We start from the raw sequence: 15,755 nt of genomic DNA on the forward strand, positions 1-15,755 counted from the left end.
CATCTAACCCTTCTTTTTTTATTTTTTAGAGGTATAATTATGAAAAGAATTTTTTTAATTTCTCTGCTTTTCCTGACTATGATTTTAGCTGTCTCTTCGGTGGCGGGTGCAGATAATGCGACTGATGCTGTAGGTGACGTGTCAGGAGACTCTTCAGACAATATTGAAAAAGTGGATGAATCAAGCAAAAATCAGGTTTTGGGCCAATCCATTCCTGATGAATCCGATGCGGTTGTTGGAGATGGGAATGATTCGGATGATAATTCAACTCCTGAAGTTGTCAAATCCAAATCTGCCGTTTCAGCTTCAAAAGTAAATGGTTATCAGTCATTTAAAATCAAAATAGTTGCAAAATTGACAATTGATGGTAAGGCCGCTTCAGGCAAAAAGGTAATTTTCAACATCAATGATGCGAATTACACTCGCAAAACCGATGCAAAGGGACAGGCTACATTGGGTATAACTCTTGCCAAAGGCTCATATGATGTTAAGTTATATTATGATGGAGATGCCAATACAAATTCTTCAAAGGGAAACACAAAGGTAGAAATAAAAGAGGCTAAAAAGACTAAGTTTCTTGTCGATAACTATCTCAATTTCCGTCAGGGACTCAAATCACTGTTTTATGTGAGGCTTGTTGACGCCAATTCAAAGCCTCTTTCCGCTCAGGTGGTCAATATCAAAGTCGCCGGAAAGACTTATAAAACAAAAACTACCAAAAAAGGTTATGCGAGAGTATTTTTAAGTCTCAAAAAGGGCACTTACACACTCAAGGCTTCTTTTGCTAAAAATCAACCATATCTTGCATCTTCAAAGAATGTTAAGATTGTCGTAAGGTCTAAAATGGATAAGGGTAACGGATACTGGATGTGGCCTAAACACATGTCCACCACAAGCCTCAAGGAACTTGCAGCCAGAGGAACAAAGCATATCTTCCTTGAAGGGGATGCAGTTTCATCTTATGGAAAATCTTATGTTGCTTCCTGGATCAAGAAGGCACACAGCTACGGAATCAAGGTTCACTTATGGATTCTGGTATGCTATAATGGGGATTGGGTGTCTCCGGTAAGGGATGACGGTTCCTTTAAGATGGATTTCATTAACAAAAAGATTAATGAGGCGAAATACTATGCAAGCATTCCTGGTGTTGACGGCATTCATCTTGATTATATGAGATACGGCGGTACCGCTCACAAACACATCAATGCAGTCGAGTCAATCAACTACATTGTCAAAAAAATCAGCTATGCAGTTCACAAAATCAAACCGAACGCAATAGTTTCCGTTGCGATAATGCCTGAACCAAAGATGATGCATTACTATTACGGTCAGGACGTTCCTGTATTGAGCAGATATGTTGATGCGCTTCTTCCGATGGTTTATAAGGGAAGCTACGGAAAGACCACCAGCTGGATTAAGTCCGTTACAAAAACATTTGTAAAACAGTCAAACGGAGCTCAAATCTGGACAGGTCTCCAGACATACAAATCTGAAGAGGACACTACTATGTTATCATACAATGCCCTCATGAAGGATGCAAGATCAGCAATGGCCGGTGGAGCCAGTGGTGTGGTGCTGTTCAGAATAGGCTTAACACATTATCTGAATTTTAATGCGGTATAGAAAACTTCGTTTTCTTACCATTTTCTTTTTGAAATAGCTTTAATTCTCTTTTTTTCTATATTTTTTGTTTTGTCTGACTGGTATTGTCTGCGCTGGCGATTGGTTGCTGTTTCATTGTTTCTCATTATTGTTACCAGATTTATTGAATTTCCGCTGCATGCCATCAGAATTCTGATTTCCTTATAGTTTTTTGAGCTGGGTGCCTCATAGACTACTGCATAGGTATCTCTTTCAACATGTTCCCAGCTGATTGGTTCTTCGTTCATTAAACAGTCTACAACATAGTTTCTTTCAATTCCATTGTCATCCAAACGGTTTTGGAAGTGTCTGTTTTCAAAGCACCAGTTGATGCCTGCAGTCTCTCCCATTATAAATTTATCAAATACGTTCATTTTATTCACTGGAATTAAATATGTTATATTTATTATATATTATTTATAAAAAATTATACATCAGAGGAAATTATTATGTCGCAACAAGCTCAATGGGATTCGTCTATAGCATTCATCTTCGCAATGATTGGAGCGGCAGTTGGTTTGGGAAACATCTGGCGTTTCAGTTATGTTCTTTATTCCAATGGTGGAGGGTCATTTTTCATTCCCTACTTTACTGCAATTGCTATAATGGGAATTCCTTTTTTAATCTTAGAATATGGTGTCGGGTTCAGTTTCAAGGAATCCTTTTCAAAGATTATGCGGAAAATCAATCCAAAATTTGAAATAATTGCTTGGATACTGGTTCTTTTTGTATTTATAGTTACAATTTATTATATGGTAATTCTCAGTTGGGATTTGATATACCTGTTAAGCAGTTTCACATTCAGTTGGGGAACTGATGCTGCAGCTTACTTCACTCAAACTGTGGGTGGAAGTTCTAACCTGTCAAATGCCAGCTTCCTGTTGATTCCTACAACAGTTGGTGTATTGATTTTATGGGTCATCCTATGGTTCATCGCTCACAGGAATGTCGATAAGGGAATCGGTAGGGTTTCAAAAATTCTTATTCCTTCACTGTTTGTCATAATGGGAATCATTATTGTGTATGCATTGACCTTGCCTGGTGCAGATATTGGTGTTTCCACATTGCTAACTCCAGATTGGGGAAAACTTATGGATGTGAACATCTGGCTGGCGGCTTTCGCTCAGATTATATTTTCATTGAGTATGGGTCAAGCAATTGCTCTTACATATGCCAGTTACTTGCCTGAAAACTCCAAACTCATTGATAATGTTCTTATTGTTGTTGCATCCAACTCAGCTTTTGAAATACTTACTGCATTCGGTGTATTTTCAATCTTGGGCTATATGTCTGCAACTTCGGGAACTCCTATGGTTCAGCTGATTACCGAAGGAACCGGTTTAATTTTCGTTGTTTTCCCAATGATTTTCAATATAATGGGTCCTATTGGTCGTGTTTTGGCTCCATTATTGTTCTTGGCAATTCTGTTTGCAGGTATTACATCAGCGCTGGGATTTTTCGAGCCTATGTTAAATTCAACAGTGGACAAACTTGGCTGGTCCCGTAAAAAGGCTGCAACCATTTTGGGAATAATCGGTTGTGCATTTTCATTGATTCTAACAACAGGTATCAGCAGCTATCTTGTGGGAATTATCGATTCATTCGTAAACGAATTCGGAATTCTATTGTTGATTGGAGTTCAATGTATCATATTTGCATGGTTCTATGGTGTAGATAAGTTTTTACCTGCTTTAAACGAGTGTTCCACATTCAAAGTCGGCAAAACATGGATGTTCATAATCAAATACTTGCTTCCAATTGTTTTGATAGTGATGTGGGCAATCGGTATAGTTACCTTGTTCAGTTCCGCCAAGGAATTTGAGATAATTATTGATTTGATTATCATTATTGCAGTTTTAGGTGCTGGATTCGTGCTGACTAAAATCAAACCCGTAGGTGAATAATTCCATTATTCACACTTTTTTTATTTTTAATGTATATCTTTATTTTCAAAAATAGTTTTTTTCATCTTTCTCTTGTTTTAATTAGTCTTTTGATTGATAATCTTTATAGTTTTGAGCATAACTTATAAAATAATTAGTCAATAATTTGATATTTGGTGATGGTTTTTTTGGCCGTAATTTCGATTAGTATGATTTGTATGCATCATGTGCCGCATACAGGGAATAGATTATGCTTATGAGATGTCCGAAACGATTGTTGATGAAAAAGTATATGATGATATTTAACAGTATAAGTATTATAAACATGACAATTCCTTTCTGCTTGTCTCCGTTGATTGCCTGACCAAGTCCTGGTATGATAAAAGAAAGAAGTCCATTTCTCAATGCATTAGATTCCATTTAATCACCCTAGATTTTTAAAAAAATAAAAGGTTAGAGATTTGATCTCTAACGTCTAACGTTTAAGGTTGCTTTTACAACATCACTCAGGTAACTTACATTGATTGCATAGCTTTTACCTGCTGTAAGTTTTTGGATATTCGCTTTTTTGATGGTTGCTTGGGCAATACCTTTTGCATTGGTTTTTGCCTTGTATGTTTTGCCGTTTACCTTGAATTTGATAACTTTGTTTTTGATAGCTGTTTTTCCTTTTTTAAGGGTAGCTTTCAATACAAGTTTATTTGCGGATTTTTTGACATTCACGGTTTTTGTGGTTTTCAATACCTGTTTTACCACTAAAGTGTTTTTAACGCTTTGGCCTTTGTATGTTGTAGTTATTTTGTATTTTCCAGGAGTGATTTTGGAAGGTATTTTCAAGACAGCATATCCGTTTGCGTTGGTTTTTACATTGTAGGCATATTTGCCGATTTTGATGGTTACGACTTGGTTTTTGCCTACGTATTGGCCGGTATCACCTCTTACACGTACTTTGTATGTGTGTCCGTCATAGTAGTACATGTTCACGTTTTTATTTCCGGCAAATCTGGAAACGACATTAATGGTTATCCTTGATTTTTCACCGGTTTTTGGATTTACGAAGTCGATGTAGTGTTTTCCGATTTTATTTTTCGGATTGATGTCGATAGTCAATATGCCTTTTGCATTGGTTTTTGCACCTGAAATTGCCTGGTTGTCAAATTTGGCAGTTACTTTGGTGTTTTTAAGGGGATTTCCATTAGAGTCAAGGAACTGTACGCTGAATGATGGTGATTTTGCATTATATGCTATGGTCATGCTTTTTTGGTCATCGCTGAATATGGTTGTTTTTACTATTACTGCACTTGAAAATGTTTGATTATGGTATTTTATAGTTACAAGATAATCTCCGGCAGGTAAAACTCCCAAGGATATGCTTCCAGTTCCATTGGTTATTTTTATGTTGTAATTTTTATTTTGGAAAGTGGCTTTAATGGTGTCCACATCGCTAACGTTGTAAACTGTATATATGGTTTCTTTTTTATCGAAATATTTCACAACATCTTTGGTAATTACTGGACTGTGGTAAGTGTATGCTTTAACAGGAGCAATTACGTTTTTAGTTGTAAGGTCGATAACTTCGCCGTCAACAATCATATAATTTACTCCACTTTCAATATTTGTTCTCATGTCTTTAGCGAAAGGCATTGACTTGGATGTGATTCTGATTTCAAATGTGGAATTAGGGTCTACAGCAATGTGTTTTTTCAATTTGATTGTTTCATATCCTGCATGGGTTGATTTTCCGCTTTGGGTGTAAACCGGACGTTTATCCAGGAATATTGTAACGGTATATGGGATTTTTGCTGCTTCAAAGTAGGTTCCAACAGCGGCGATTATGTCTCCTTCTTCACTTGTAAATAGCTGTCCGTAGATATTTTGTTGGGAGAATCCTGAAATTCCAGCCACTTCATTTTGGTAGAGTTTTTCATAGTGTTCGACATTGTCGAAGGTGAATCCTACTGCAGCTGCTGTTAATGACTTATCATAGTATGAAACGTAGAAATATCCTCCATCTCCCCAGTTGCTTCCCCAACTGTTTTTACAAATCCATGCGCCGTTGCCAGGTGCAGTTTTTGAAAATTTGTTTTTTGAAAAGTTATCGTCCCATCCGACTAATGTGACATAGTGGTTTCCACCGTATTTGGAGTTGTATACTGACTTGTACACGTCACTGTAGGATGGATCTTGTGAATTTGCACCGTATACGAAAATGTTCATTGCACCGTATTTTGTCAGGAATTGCTTGATGGCATTCTTATCATCTATGTTTATGAAAACGGCGTTTACTGTACGGTATGCATCACCAGGACTATAGAGTAATGCGGAAACTTTTCCAAGTTCATCGTATGTGTCATCTGTTGTGTTGACTGCTCCAAGCCAGCTTGCAAAGTATGATGAAGTTGTAAGGAAAGTTCCTGATTCAATATTGTCCAATTTTCCATATGGGGAATAACGTAATCCGAGATTTTGAATATTGTTTTCGGAAATATCGATTTCTTTTCCGGTTGCAATGAGGAATGCTGATTCAAATGCACCTGCTGCTCCGAATGCCCAGCATGAACCCATTGAACCTTGATCCTTAACAGGGGTAACCAATCCTAAATCATTTAAATTGAAGTATTTGTCTTTGGCAGAACCTGAAATAGGTTGAGGATTTAATGTGATTACTTCCCCATTGTATCTGATGGTATAGTTAAATTTTTTGTCATTTATTGTGCCTGTGTACTCTCCACAGTCTGCTATGTAGGAACCTTCATCATCGAATCTGGTGTATATGTCATCATTGGTGTTGTTTTTAAACTCTGAATTCATGATTAGGTAAAATGTGGATTCACTGTAAATCGCTCCGCCTTTGCTTGCAACATTATCTGCGAAGGTACAGTCTTCAACGGTTGCGGTTTCATAGTCAAAATATGCTGCACCGCCGTATCCGTCGGTTTCATCTGCTTTGTTGTTTACGAATATGTTATTGCTTAGAATCACTTTTGCATCTGAGGAATATATTGCCCCTCCGTTTTCTTTTGCAATATTGTTTGCTATTAAGGAGTTACTTACATCAAGGGTTCCTCCTAACTGGAGTATTGCTCCTCCAAACTCTGCAGAATTTCTATCAAATATTGAGTCTGTGATTCTAACTACTCCTCCGTCACAATTATCTCCATCACCGTTAACGTCTACAAATACGGCTCCACCATTTCTGGTAGCGGTGACGTTTATAAATTCACAATCATCAATAACTAAAGTGACATATTTGAGTGCATTTCCACCTTTGATTGCAACTGCTCCTGCAGTTATATTGGCAACCAAATTAATGAATTTTGATTTTTTGATTGTTGTCCAGCCTGTGCTGTATATTGCAGTTGCATATTTTGAAGTAGCGTTTGCAAAAACACTGTCTTTAATAGTAACGAAACAGCCGCTTGCATAAATCATACTCCAGCCTATTGGTTTTTTGCTTGTAAATGTTGCGTTGTTTACATATATGCTACTAAAATCTTTTCCAAATATTGCAGACCCGCCTTCTGGTGCGGTGTTGTCTATAAATTTGTCATAATTACTGTTAATGGTACTGGTTCCACTACAGTATATTGCACCTCCGTAATCTGCAGCATTTGTGTTCATGAATGTTACGTTTTCAGTAATCAGTTTGCCGCCAGTCACTTCAATTGCACTGTCATTGGTATTTTTTAAAATAAGATTTTTCAAAGTTAATGTGGCCTTGGACACTTTAAACATAACTGTTTTGCCGTCGGCATCAATCGCATGATTATTTCCATTTATTGTATAATCGGTTTTAAATTCAAAATACTTTACACTATCTGTATCTTTAAACTTGTAGTCGTTTTCTAGAGTTATTGAACTAGTTGAGTTATCTATTTCACTAGATAAATCATTATATGACTTTTCAGAAGTATCAGAAAGGATATCTTGTGTATCGCTGAGTTCCAATGTGTCCTGTGCTGTCTGATTTGTATCTTCGGCGCAGACGACTCCCATTGTCATTATCAATAAAAATAGAAAGACGATGCTTATCTTATGAAATTTCAATTTATCGACTCCATATTTTTATACAATTATAACTTTTGTTATTATTATATAAAAATTATGATTACATTCTTCAAAAATTCAATATTTTGCTGAACTTTATGCCTAATTTTTTTTGGTTTTTCACATGTAATGGTCATATTTCTATTTACAATCATATTTTAATAAAATTTAAATATACTTTATGTTAAAAATACTTATCATGTATTCAAGTACATTTGAATGCTGTTATTAATTATGTTGAGGTAATATATTGAAATTTAATAAAATGATTTTTTTAACTGTTGTTTTATTAGCTATTTTATCTCTTGGTGCTGTAAGCGCACAAGAGGCTAATAATTCTGTTCAGTTAGATTCTAGTGATAATTTTATTTTAAATGACGATTCTACCGCTCCTGTAAATAATGATAAGGCTGTCTATGTCGAAACTGACGGTGATGATACAGGATCAGGTAGTGAAAATAGCCCGTATGCTTCAATAAATAAGGCAATATCAAGCGTTAACGCATCTGATAATGCAATTATTTATTTGGGCAACGGAAATTTTGTAGGTGAAAACAACACTGACCTGAGCATTAACCTTGCTCATAAAAACTATAATGGTAGTTTGACCATTGTAGGTCAGGGCAGTAAAACTGTAATTGATGCAAATGGAACATCCCAAATCTTCAAATCCATCAGCGCTGATTCAATTGTGACATTAATGAACATTACTTTCATTAACGGTAAAGGTAACTTAGGTTCAGCTATTTCAAATTCAGGTGATTTGACTATTGACGGATGTACCTTTGAAAATAACTCTGCTGTTACATATGCTACAGTTTACCAGGATGATTCAAATAATTTAAGAATATACAATTCCGTATTTAAAGGAAATACAGCTGATTCAGGTAACTCTGCAGTTTATTTCAACGAGTATTCAGATTCTAAAAAATTTGAAGTTGAAATTGTTAATTCCACTTTCATCAACGGTACAACTTCATACAATTGGGCTGACTCTTCCTGTGTCTTTATTGAAAACCCGAATTATGTTTTGGTTGAAAATAACAGATTCATTTCTACCAGTGGTACTGGAAAAGGCAGTGCATTGTATGCAAGAAGTAATAATGGTAAAATTATTGGAAACACATTTAAAGACTGTTCTTATGATGGGTCCAATGATGGTGCAATTTTATACATTGCAGGTACTGGAGTATATCTTGAAGGAAATACCTTTGAAAACTTCACTTCAACTAAAGAAGTTCCAATTTATGCTTTAATGAACTTCAATGCCAAATTGGTTTTCAATGACTTGTTGGTTGATGGAACTTCCTTCAAATTAACCTGTAACGTAACCGATGATCAAAACAATCCGGTATCATCATATTACAAAGTTAAATTTTTCTTAAACGGCACTAAAATTGGTGAAACCACTGCAAACAAAGGTGTTGCTGCTTTAGATGTATCCAAATATTTGAATAATGGAAAATACATCTTAACAGGTAGTTATGGTGATGAAAATCCATTGGAATGTGATGTTGCTGACGGTACTGTTACTGTTGATTTCGATCACAATCCTGTCGAATATTGGGTTTCAGCTACTGGAGATGATGAAAACGGTACTGGTAGTGAAAGCAGTCCTTTCAAAACTCTTAAACATGCATTGGATACTGCATTGACAGATTCTGTAGACATTACAATTCGCATGAAAGATGGTTTATACAATGAAACCGGTGATTATGGGTTATCTTACAGTAATGTAGCTAAAATAGCTATCATTGGTGAAAATTACGGAAAAACAATAATTAGCGCTAATAATAATGGTCGTTTCGTAACTTTTGGCGTTAATACTGATGTGTACATGAAAAACTTGAAATTGGTAAATGCAACTGGTACCTCTTACAGATCTATTGATGTACGTTACTTTACTATGGAAAACTGTATTGTGGATAATGTACAAAGATTCTATGCACAAAGCAGTCCTTCCCACATTGTATTTAGAAATGTGACCTGGACCAATTCTCAACAACTAATGATGTATAATTCTGAAATATATGATTCAGTCTTTGAAAACATTGTTTCTTCAGGTACTGGTAATTTATGGCTTGCAACTGCAAATAATGATGACGGGATTATTATTGAAAACTCCAAATTCATCAACATGACTTGTACCGGATATTCCGGTTGTGGTGTTGCATATGTCAGCGGTAACTTCAAAAGTATAAACAACTTATATGATTCCAACAAGGCTACCAGGGACTCCGGTGCTTTATATGTATCTGCTAATCAAATAATTTCAATCAACGATACATTCATCAACAACCATGCTGATGATGAATACGGTGCCGCTGCATTCTATCCAAATAGTGAAAATGCAACTTGTCATATTGAAAATGCTAAATTCATCAACAACACTGCAGGCACTAACGGTGGAGCAATAGCTGTCTATGGTGGAGAAATCATTAACACTGTATTTGAAAACAACGTTGCAGGCGCTAAAGGTGGAGCAATTGTAATGCCTACCCGTTCCTCATATATCCACTTATACGATTTGACCTTAAGCGGCGTATCATTCAAAAACAACAATGCAACTGACGGTACTGACATTTATATAACTCCTTCTTCCAATGCAAACAATTTACACTGTAACTTAAATGGCATGACCGTAAAATTAAATGATTTAACTACCAAAACATTGGAGGATGAAGTTTCAGCTGAAGTAACCCATGAATCAGGTGCTGTCATCAGTGGAGGAATAGTTACCTTCTACATGGACGGTTCCCGTATGGGTGAAGGTGCTGTTGAAAACGGTGTTGTAAAATTAGACTTCTTAGGATTTAAAAACAACGGAACATTTGCATTATCCGGTAATTACAGCAATGAGGCTAAAGATACTAAATATGTAAACGGCACCATAACTGTTGTCTTAGATCCATTAAAAGATAATGTGACATTATATGTTTCCGATGCTAAGGGTGACGATGTAAAAGGTACTGGTAGTATTGATGCTCCTTATAAAACAATCCAAACAGCTTTAATCAACGGATACAAACAATCTGCTGTTATTGTTGTTCGTGTTTTAGAAGGAACTTACTCAGGTGAAGGAAACACCAATTTAACTGTTGCCAGTTCATTGGATATTACAATTGTCGGTGACGGTAGAAATAAAACACTTATTGACGGCAAAGACGTGGATTGGTTCTTGAACGTCGCAACAGGTAATGGTATTGTAAAAGTAGCCAATATGACTGTAGCTAACGTAACAATGAACTATGTCGATGCTAAAAAATATAACCAACATCCTGCAATCTCCATTGAAAACGGTGCTGTTATCTCCATTGAAAATATGGAATTCATCAGATGTCACGGTACTGAAGGTGGAGCAATATTCAACGAAGGAACAATGTCTGTAAAAGATTCCCTGTTCTTCAACAATGGGGACTCCAACAACGGTGGTGCAATCAAAAACATGGGTACCTTAACAGTATATTCCTCTGAATTCATTGCAAACCACGCTAAATACTATGCAACCATCTACAACGATGGTGAAATGTTCTTATATGACTCTCTCATACAAGATTCCATGCGTGTAAATGGTTGGACTGGTAACGCAATGGCAATTGGTGGAAAAGGTAATATTACAATGGTCAACACTACCATTTCAAGATCCGGTAAAACCTGTGATGAATTAATCGGAGCAGGTCAAACCTGGGCAAATAATCCTGGATTTGCAATCTCCATCGGTTCAACAGGTAACGTAAAAGTGGTCAACTCCACAATCGATGGTAATGATATAAATTACAAAGCACAATACATCAGCAATGTTGCTTTCGGAGGTTCTGGAAGTATTGGAGTATTCGTACCATACGGATTGGAAGTTGTAAACACCAAAATCCTAAACTTAAGAGACATTATTTCCGCTTCTAGAGGTAGCAACCTCATTGACTCATGTTACATCGAAAACGTAACATATGTCTCCGAAGGAACTTCATATGACTACAACATGACTGTAGTAAATTCCTACTTCGCTGACGGCACCACTATGGTAACCAAAAAGGATACCTCCAATGTGGTATTGAACAACAACTGGTGGGGCAGCAACGATAAGCCTGTATACAAAGTGGGCAGTGGTGAAGTAAGTCCTGACACCTGGTTGGTAATTGCATTGGATGTAAATGATGTTGATGGATTACAACAAGATGTTATATTATCATTCAAAGTGTCTGACGGTGAAAATGTAACTGATTATGACGCTTCCGCATTTGCTAGACAATTCACAATTGCTGGTGAAAACGCTACCGTAAATGTCACAGGCGGAGAAATAACTGACAAAGTAACTGTTCCTGCTGTCGCTCAAGAAGGCAAAGGATACAAGATTACTGCTAGCGTTGATAATCAGACCGTTGATTTAACAAGATTATATGCAGACCTCACTCCAAGTGCTGAACCTGTATATGTTGGTCAAAACGTAACTGTAGAAATTGCAGTCCCTGAAAATGTAACAGGTAACGTCACAGTCACTGTTGAGGGTAAAAAATATGCAGCTGTTGTTAACGGAACCAAAGCTATTGCAGTTATTCCTGATTTGACTACCGGAAACTACACTGCTAGTGTTGCTTTATCAAATGATGATGTTTACTTCTCTAAAGTAACCAACTTCGATATTAAAGTAATAGGTATTGAAATCAGCGTTCCTGATGTTGAAAAATACTTCAAAGGATCTCAAAACTTGACAATCACTGTTGTTGACAGTGAAGGAAAAGTATTGGCTGGTGAAACACTCAAAGTAAGCATTGGCGATAACAACTATACTGTAGTCACCAACGGCAGCGGTGTTGCAACCCTCGCTTTAGACATGGCAGTAGGCAAATACCCTGTTGAAGTTGCTCTCAACACTACCAAAGCTAGTGCTAATGTCAATATCAAATCCACTGTTCCTGTAGAAAACAAAACTGCTGATTACAATGTTAACGATGGATTTGTAGCTGAATTCATTGATTCTGAAGGTAATCCGATAGCAAATACCAAGGTTGTATTGAATGTCAACGGTAAAAACATTACCAAGACCACCAATGCAAATGGTGCTGTCAAATTGTCCAGATCACAAATCGGTTCCAAAGCAGGCAAATACACAATTACTGCTTACAACCCTGCAACCAATGAAACTGCTGTTTATGAGGTAAAACTCACTAACGTATTGGCTGGAAATAAAAATGTTGCTATGTATTACTTCGACGGCCACAAATATGCTGTAAATGTATTGGACAATAACGGCAAACGTGTAGGCGCTAATGTAAAAGTGACTGTTAAGATTGGTAAAAAATCTTTCAATCTCAAAACCAGTAAAAAAGGTCAGATTGTCTTAAAAATACCAAATACCATTAAACCTGGTAAATATACAATTTCTGCAACCTACAAAGGCCAAACTGTTAAAAACACTTTAAAAGTCAAACAAAACTTAAAAACAACAAAAACAGTTAAAGTTAAAAAATCAGCTAAAAAATTAGTCTTGAAAGCAAGCCTCAAAAACGGTAAAAAGGCTGTTAAAGGCAAAGTAATAACATTCAAATTCAAAGGTAAAAACTACAAGGCAAAAACCGACAAAAAAGGTATTGCTAAAGTTACCATTAAGAAAAATGTTATTAATAAATTGAAAGTAGGTAAAAAATACGCTGTAAAAGTTGTCTACCTTAAAAATGCTGTTAAAGGAACTGTTAATGTTAGAAGATAAGATTGTTTAAATCTTATTTTCATTTTTCTTTTTTTTCTAGATTTCTCTTTTTTATCAATTATACTTGTTTTTTTGACAAGTTTTAAATATTTTAATGTAAAAAATTTATATCATAATAAATTTTAGATTAATTATTTTCAAAAAAATTTGAATTGTAAAAGAGGTGAAATTATCGCAAATAGAACTATGCTAATATTGGTGTTGATATTCGTTTTTATTGGCACATCGCTTAATGTGGTTAGTGCAAACAATGAAACAGGTATCGTCAGTGATGCATTGTCCATAAGTGAAGATATTTCGCCTCAGGGTATCGAAATTCACGACAATGAAATTGCCAAATCAACCGATGACTCTTGCAATTTGACTTCTGATGGAGGTAATACATTTGTAATTACCCAAATCACTTATGAAAATTACTTCAATCCAAGAGACGGTAAGATTTTGCCAAATTCAGGAATATCCAGTGGAGATACAATAAAGATTGGAAACATATCCAACAGAGCATTCGTTATTGACCGTCCCCTTACATTAATGCCGATTACTCCAGATGACAAGATTACTAACGGGTTTATCCATTTGATTAAGGGAAGTGACGGGTCAACCGTAACCAATCTTACCATAAATAACACCAAATCCACATTGACATTTCGGGGAGTTACAGTAGGTCAATTGCACGGTATATGGCTGACAAATTCCAACAACAATCTGATTTCATACAATACAATCAGAATTGCAAATGCCGGAGGGGTGTATGCAATGCCAATGGGATGGTCCAGCAACAACAGGATTATCTACAATGACATGAAGACCTACATCTCATCAGTCATAATCATGGGTCAGTCACACTACAATCTGATTTCCCATAACAGTCTTGAGGTTTTATCATATTCCGACCTCTCCGTTACCAATCTTATTTACTTCAACCCGTTCAATCATGCCGATTATTCAGGTTCTCCCTTATGTCTGGGCAATGTGATTTCCTATAACTATCTTAAGGGGTTCTGCTCTCTTCCAATGTCAATCATTTTGCAGATGACATATACAAACCATAATGGTACGGTTGTTGCAAATAATACTATCATTAAAGGATCATTTGGTGTTAATCTAATGGGTGACAACATTTCTGTATATGGAAACACGGTTAACGAAAGTGCAACAGGAATATCTGTAAGCGGCAGCAATTTCAATGTATATGAAAACAGTGTGAGTGGTACAAGTCAAAAAGCGGGAATTCAGCTTTCAAATGATGGAAGTTCAGTATGCAGTGTCTACAGCAATAATGTCACATTTACAGATGTTGTGTCTGCAATGTCTGTTGCAGGTAATGTCGATGCACATGACAATGTCATCAACGTTAAAGGATATGGTGTGGGAATATCCGTCAGCAGGGAAGGTGCATATGTTCATGACAATAGGATAAGAACCAACCATGATGACGGCATATCCATTCTGGGAAGCTTCAACAAGGTCGACAACAATATAATTACAACCAATAGCAAAGGTGTCTCCATACCTGCCAAGGGAAATGGCATGAGATATTACAACAATACCATATCACGAAATACAATTACAAGTGACAGTTGCGGAATATATGTCACTGGCCTTGTATACAATACTGTCATAGTGGACAATGTAATCGAGACCAACAGCAGTGTAGGTATCTACAAGGACATTACCGATGAGGTGTCCAATACAGAAGAGGACAATATGGTAAATGGTATAATATTGAAATCCACAGCCATTGTCATAAATGATACCAACTATTACAATTACTTTGACAAAAACGGCAATCTGATACACAAGTTTCCTGAAAACAAGACAAAGGTTATAATTTTGACATTCCTGACAAACAAGAACATTATTCTCAATGAAAAAATCAATGTGATAAGCAATAAGTTAAGCAATCTGTTATTTAATGTTACAATCACTATCAAAAGCAATGCAAGCGGTTCATTGCTAAGGGATTTCAATTTTGTCAACAGCAACCGCAAAGCTATTGTAATTGATGATGCATGTGATGTGACCATTACAAAAAACAACATCAATGAAGCATTCAAAAAGTCAAGCAAGGACAATTCTGCAATACTGATAAGGAACTCATGTGAAAATCTGATTGTATCAAACAACAATCTTTTCATAAATTCAAAACTGGAAAAAACTTATGCAATCAATGCAAACAACAGAAAAACATCCAAAGGATTGTCCTTTACAAACAATACTATAATAATGATTTCACAGGATAGCTGTGATGCGATTTCTGTCAGCTCTTTGGAGGACGTTAAATTCGATTCAAACAATATCAACATAATTGCCGAAGGCCAGTCAAACGGATTTGCATTTAATGGCAATATGGTCAATGTTGGTGTTTCAAATAATGAAATCATAATCCATTCCAATCATAATGCCACTTTAATCAATGCTTATGGTGTTTCCAATCTTACTGTTGGTGGAAACACATTATATGCTGTGGCCAATGA

General features: G+C 36.1%; 7 protein-coding genes. 4 read left to right on the forward strand and 3 right to left on the reverse strand.

From position 1 onward, the window contains the following. Window positions 1–39: 39 nt before the first annotated feature. Complete coding sequence (locus UIB65_RS05220) at window positions 40–1,623, forward strand: hypothetical protein (RefSeq protein ID WP_330040046.1); 1,584 nt, start codon at window positions 40–42, stop codon at window positions 1,621–1,623. Between the two features lie 14 nt (window positions 1,624–1,637). Here UIB65_RS05220 and UIB65_RS05225 read toward each other — a convergent pair whose 3' ends face one another. Continuing rightward, the gene (locus UIB65_RS05225) at window positions 1,638–2,015 is read right to left on the reverse strand and encodes a hypothetical protein (protein ID WP_330040047.1); all 378 of its coding nucleotides are present in this window, start codon (window positions 2,013–2,015) and stop codon (window positions 1,638–1,640) included. Between the two features lie 75 nt (window positions 2,016–2,090). Here UIB65_RS05225 and UIB65_RS05230 point away from each other — a divergent pair, with 75 nt between their 5' ends. Then, the gene (locus UIB65_RS05230; RefSeq protein ID WP_330040048.1) at window positions 2,091–3,545 is read left to right on the forward strand and encodes a sodium-dependent transporter; all 1,455 of its coding nucleotides are present in this window, start codon (window positions 2,091–2,093) and stop codon (window positions 3,543–3,545) included. Window positions 3,546–3,728: 183 nt separating this feature from the next. On the opposite strand, the gene UIB65_RS05235 is transcribed toward UIB65_RS05230, so the two are convergent. Beyond that, window positions 3,729–3,944 carry a hypothetical protein gene (locus tag UIB65_RS05235; protein ID WP_330040049.1) on the reverse strand — a complete coding sequence of 72 codons (216 nt, stop codon included), beginning with the start codon at window positions 3,942–3,944 and terminating at the stop codon, window positions 3,729–3,731. A gap of 48 nt (window positions 3,945–3,992) precedes the next feature. After that, window positions 3,993–7,571 carry a C1 family peptidase gene (locus tag UIB65_RS05240; protein ID WP_330040050.1) on the reverse strand — a complete coding sequence of 1,193 codons (3,579 nt, stop codon included), beginning with the start codon at window positions 7,569–7,571 and terminating at the stop codon, window positions 3,993–3,995. Between the two features lie 265 nt (window positions 7,572–7,836). On the opposite strand from UIB65_RS05240, the gene UIB65_RS05245 reads away from it, so the two are divergent. Continuing rightward, on the forward strand, window positions 7,837–13,278 hold the full coding sequence (locus UIB65_RS05245) for a hypothetical protein (protein ID WP_330040051.1): 5,442 nt from the start codon (window positions 7,837–7,839) through the stop codon (window positions 13,276–13,278). A gap of 234 nt (window positions 13,279–13,512) precedes the next feature. After that, window positions 13,513–15,755 (forward strand): right-handed parallel beta-helix repeat-containing protein (locus UIB65_RS05250; RefSeq protein ID WP_330040052.1); only part of this gene is annotated, 2,243 nt, incomplete at its 3' end.

The organism is Methanobrevibacter sp. (assembly GCF_036307625.1).
Taxonomy (GTDB): domain Archaea; phylum Methanobacteriota; class Methanobacteria; order Methanobacteriales; family Methanobacteriaceae; genus Methanocatella.

Excerpts from the sequence above, each read along its gene's own strand:
- UIB65_RS05225 (WP_330040047.1), bottom strand. The coding sequence starts at position 2,015 with ATGAACGTATTTGATAAATTTATAATGGGAGAGACTGCAGGCATCAAC.
- UIB65_RS05230 (WP_330040048.1), top strand. The coding sequence starts at position 2,091 with ATGTCGCAACAAGCTCAATGGGATTCGTCTATAGCATTCATCTTCGCA.
- UIB65_RS05235 (WP_330040049.1), bottom strand. The coding sequence starts at position 3,944 with ATGGAATCTAATGCATTGAGAAATGGACTTCTTTCTTTTATCATACCA.
- UIB65_RS05245 (WP_330040051.1), top strand. The coding sequence starts at position 7,837 with ATGATTTTTTTAACTGTTGTTTTATTAGCTATTTTATCTCTTGGTGCT.
- UIB65_RS05220 (WP_330040046.1), top strand. The coding sequence starts at position 40 with ATGAAAAGAATTTTTTTAATTTCTCTGCTTTTCCTGACTATGATTTTA.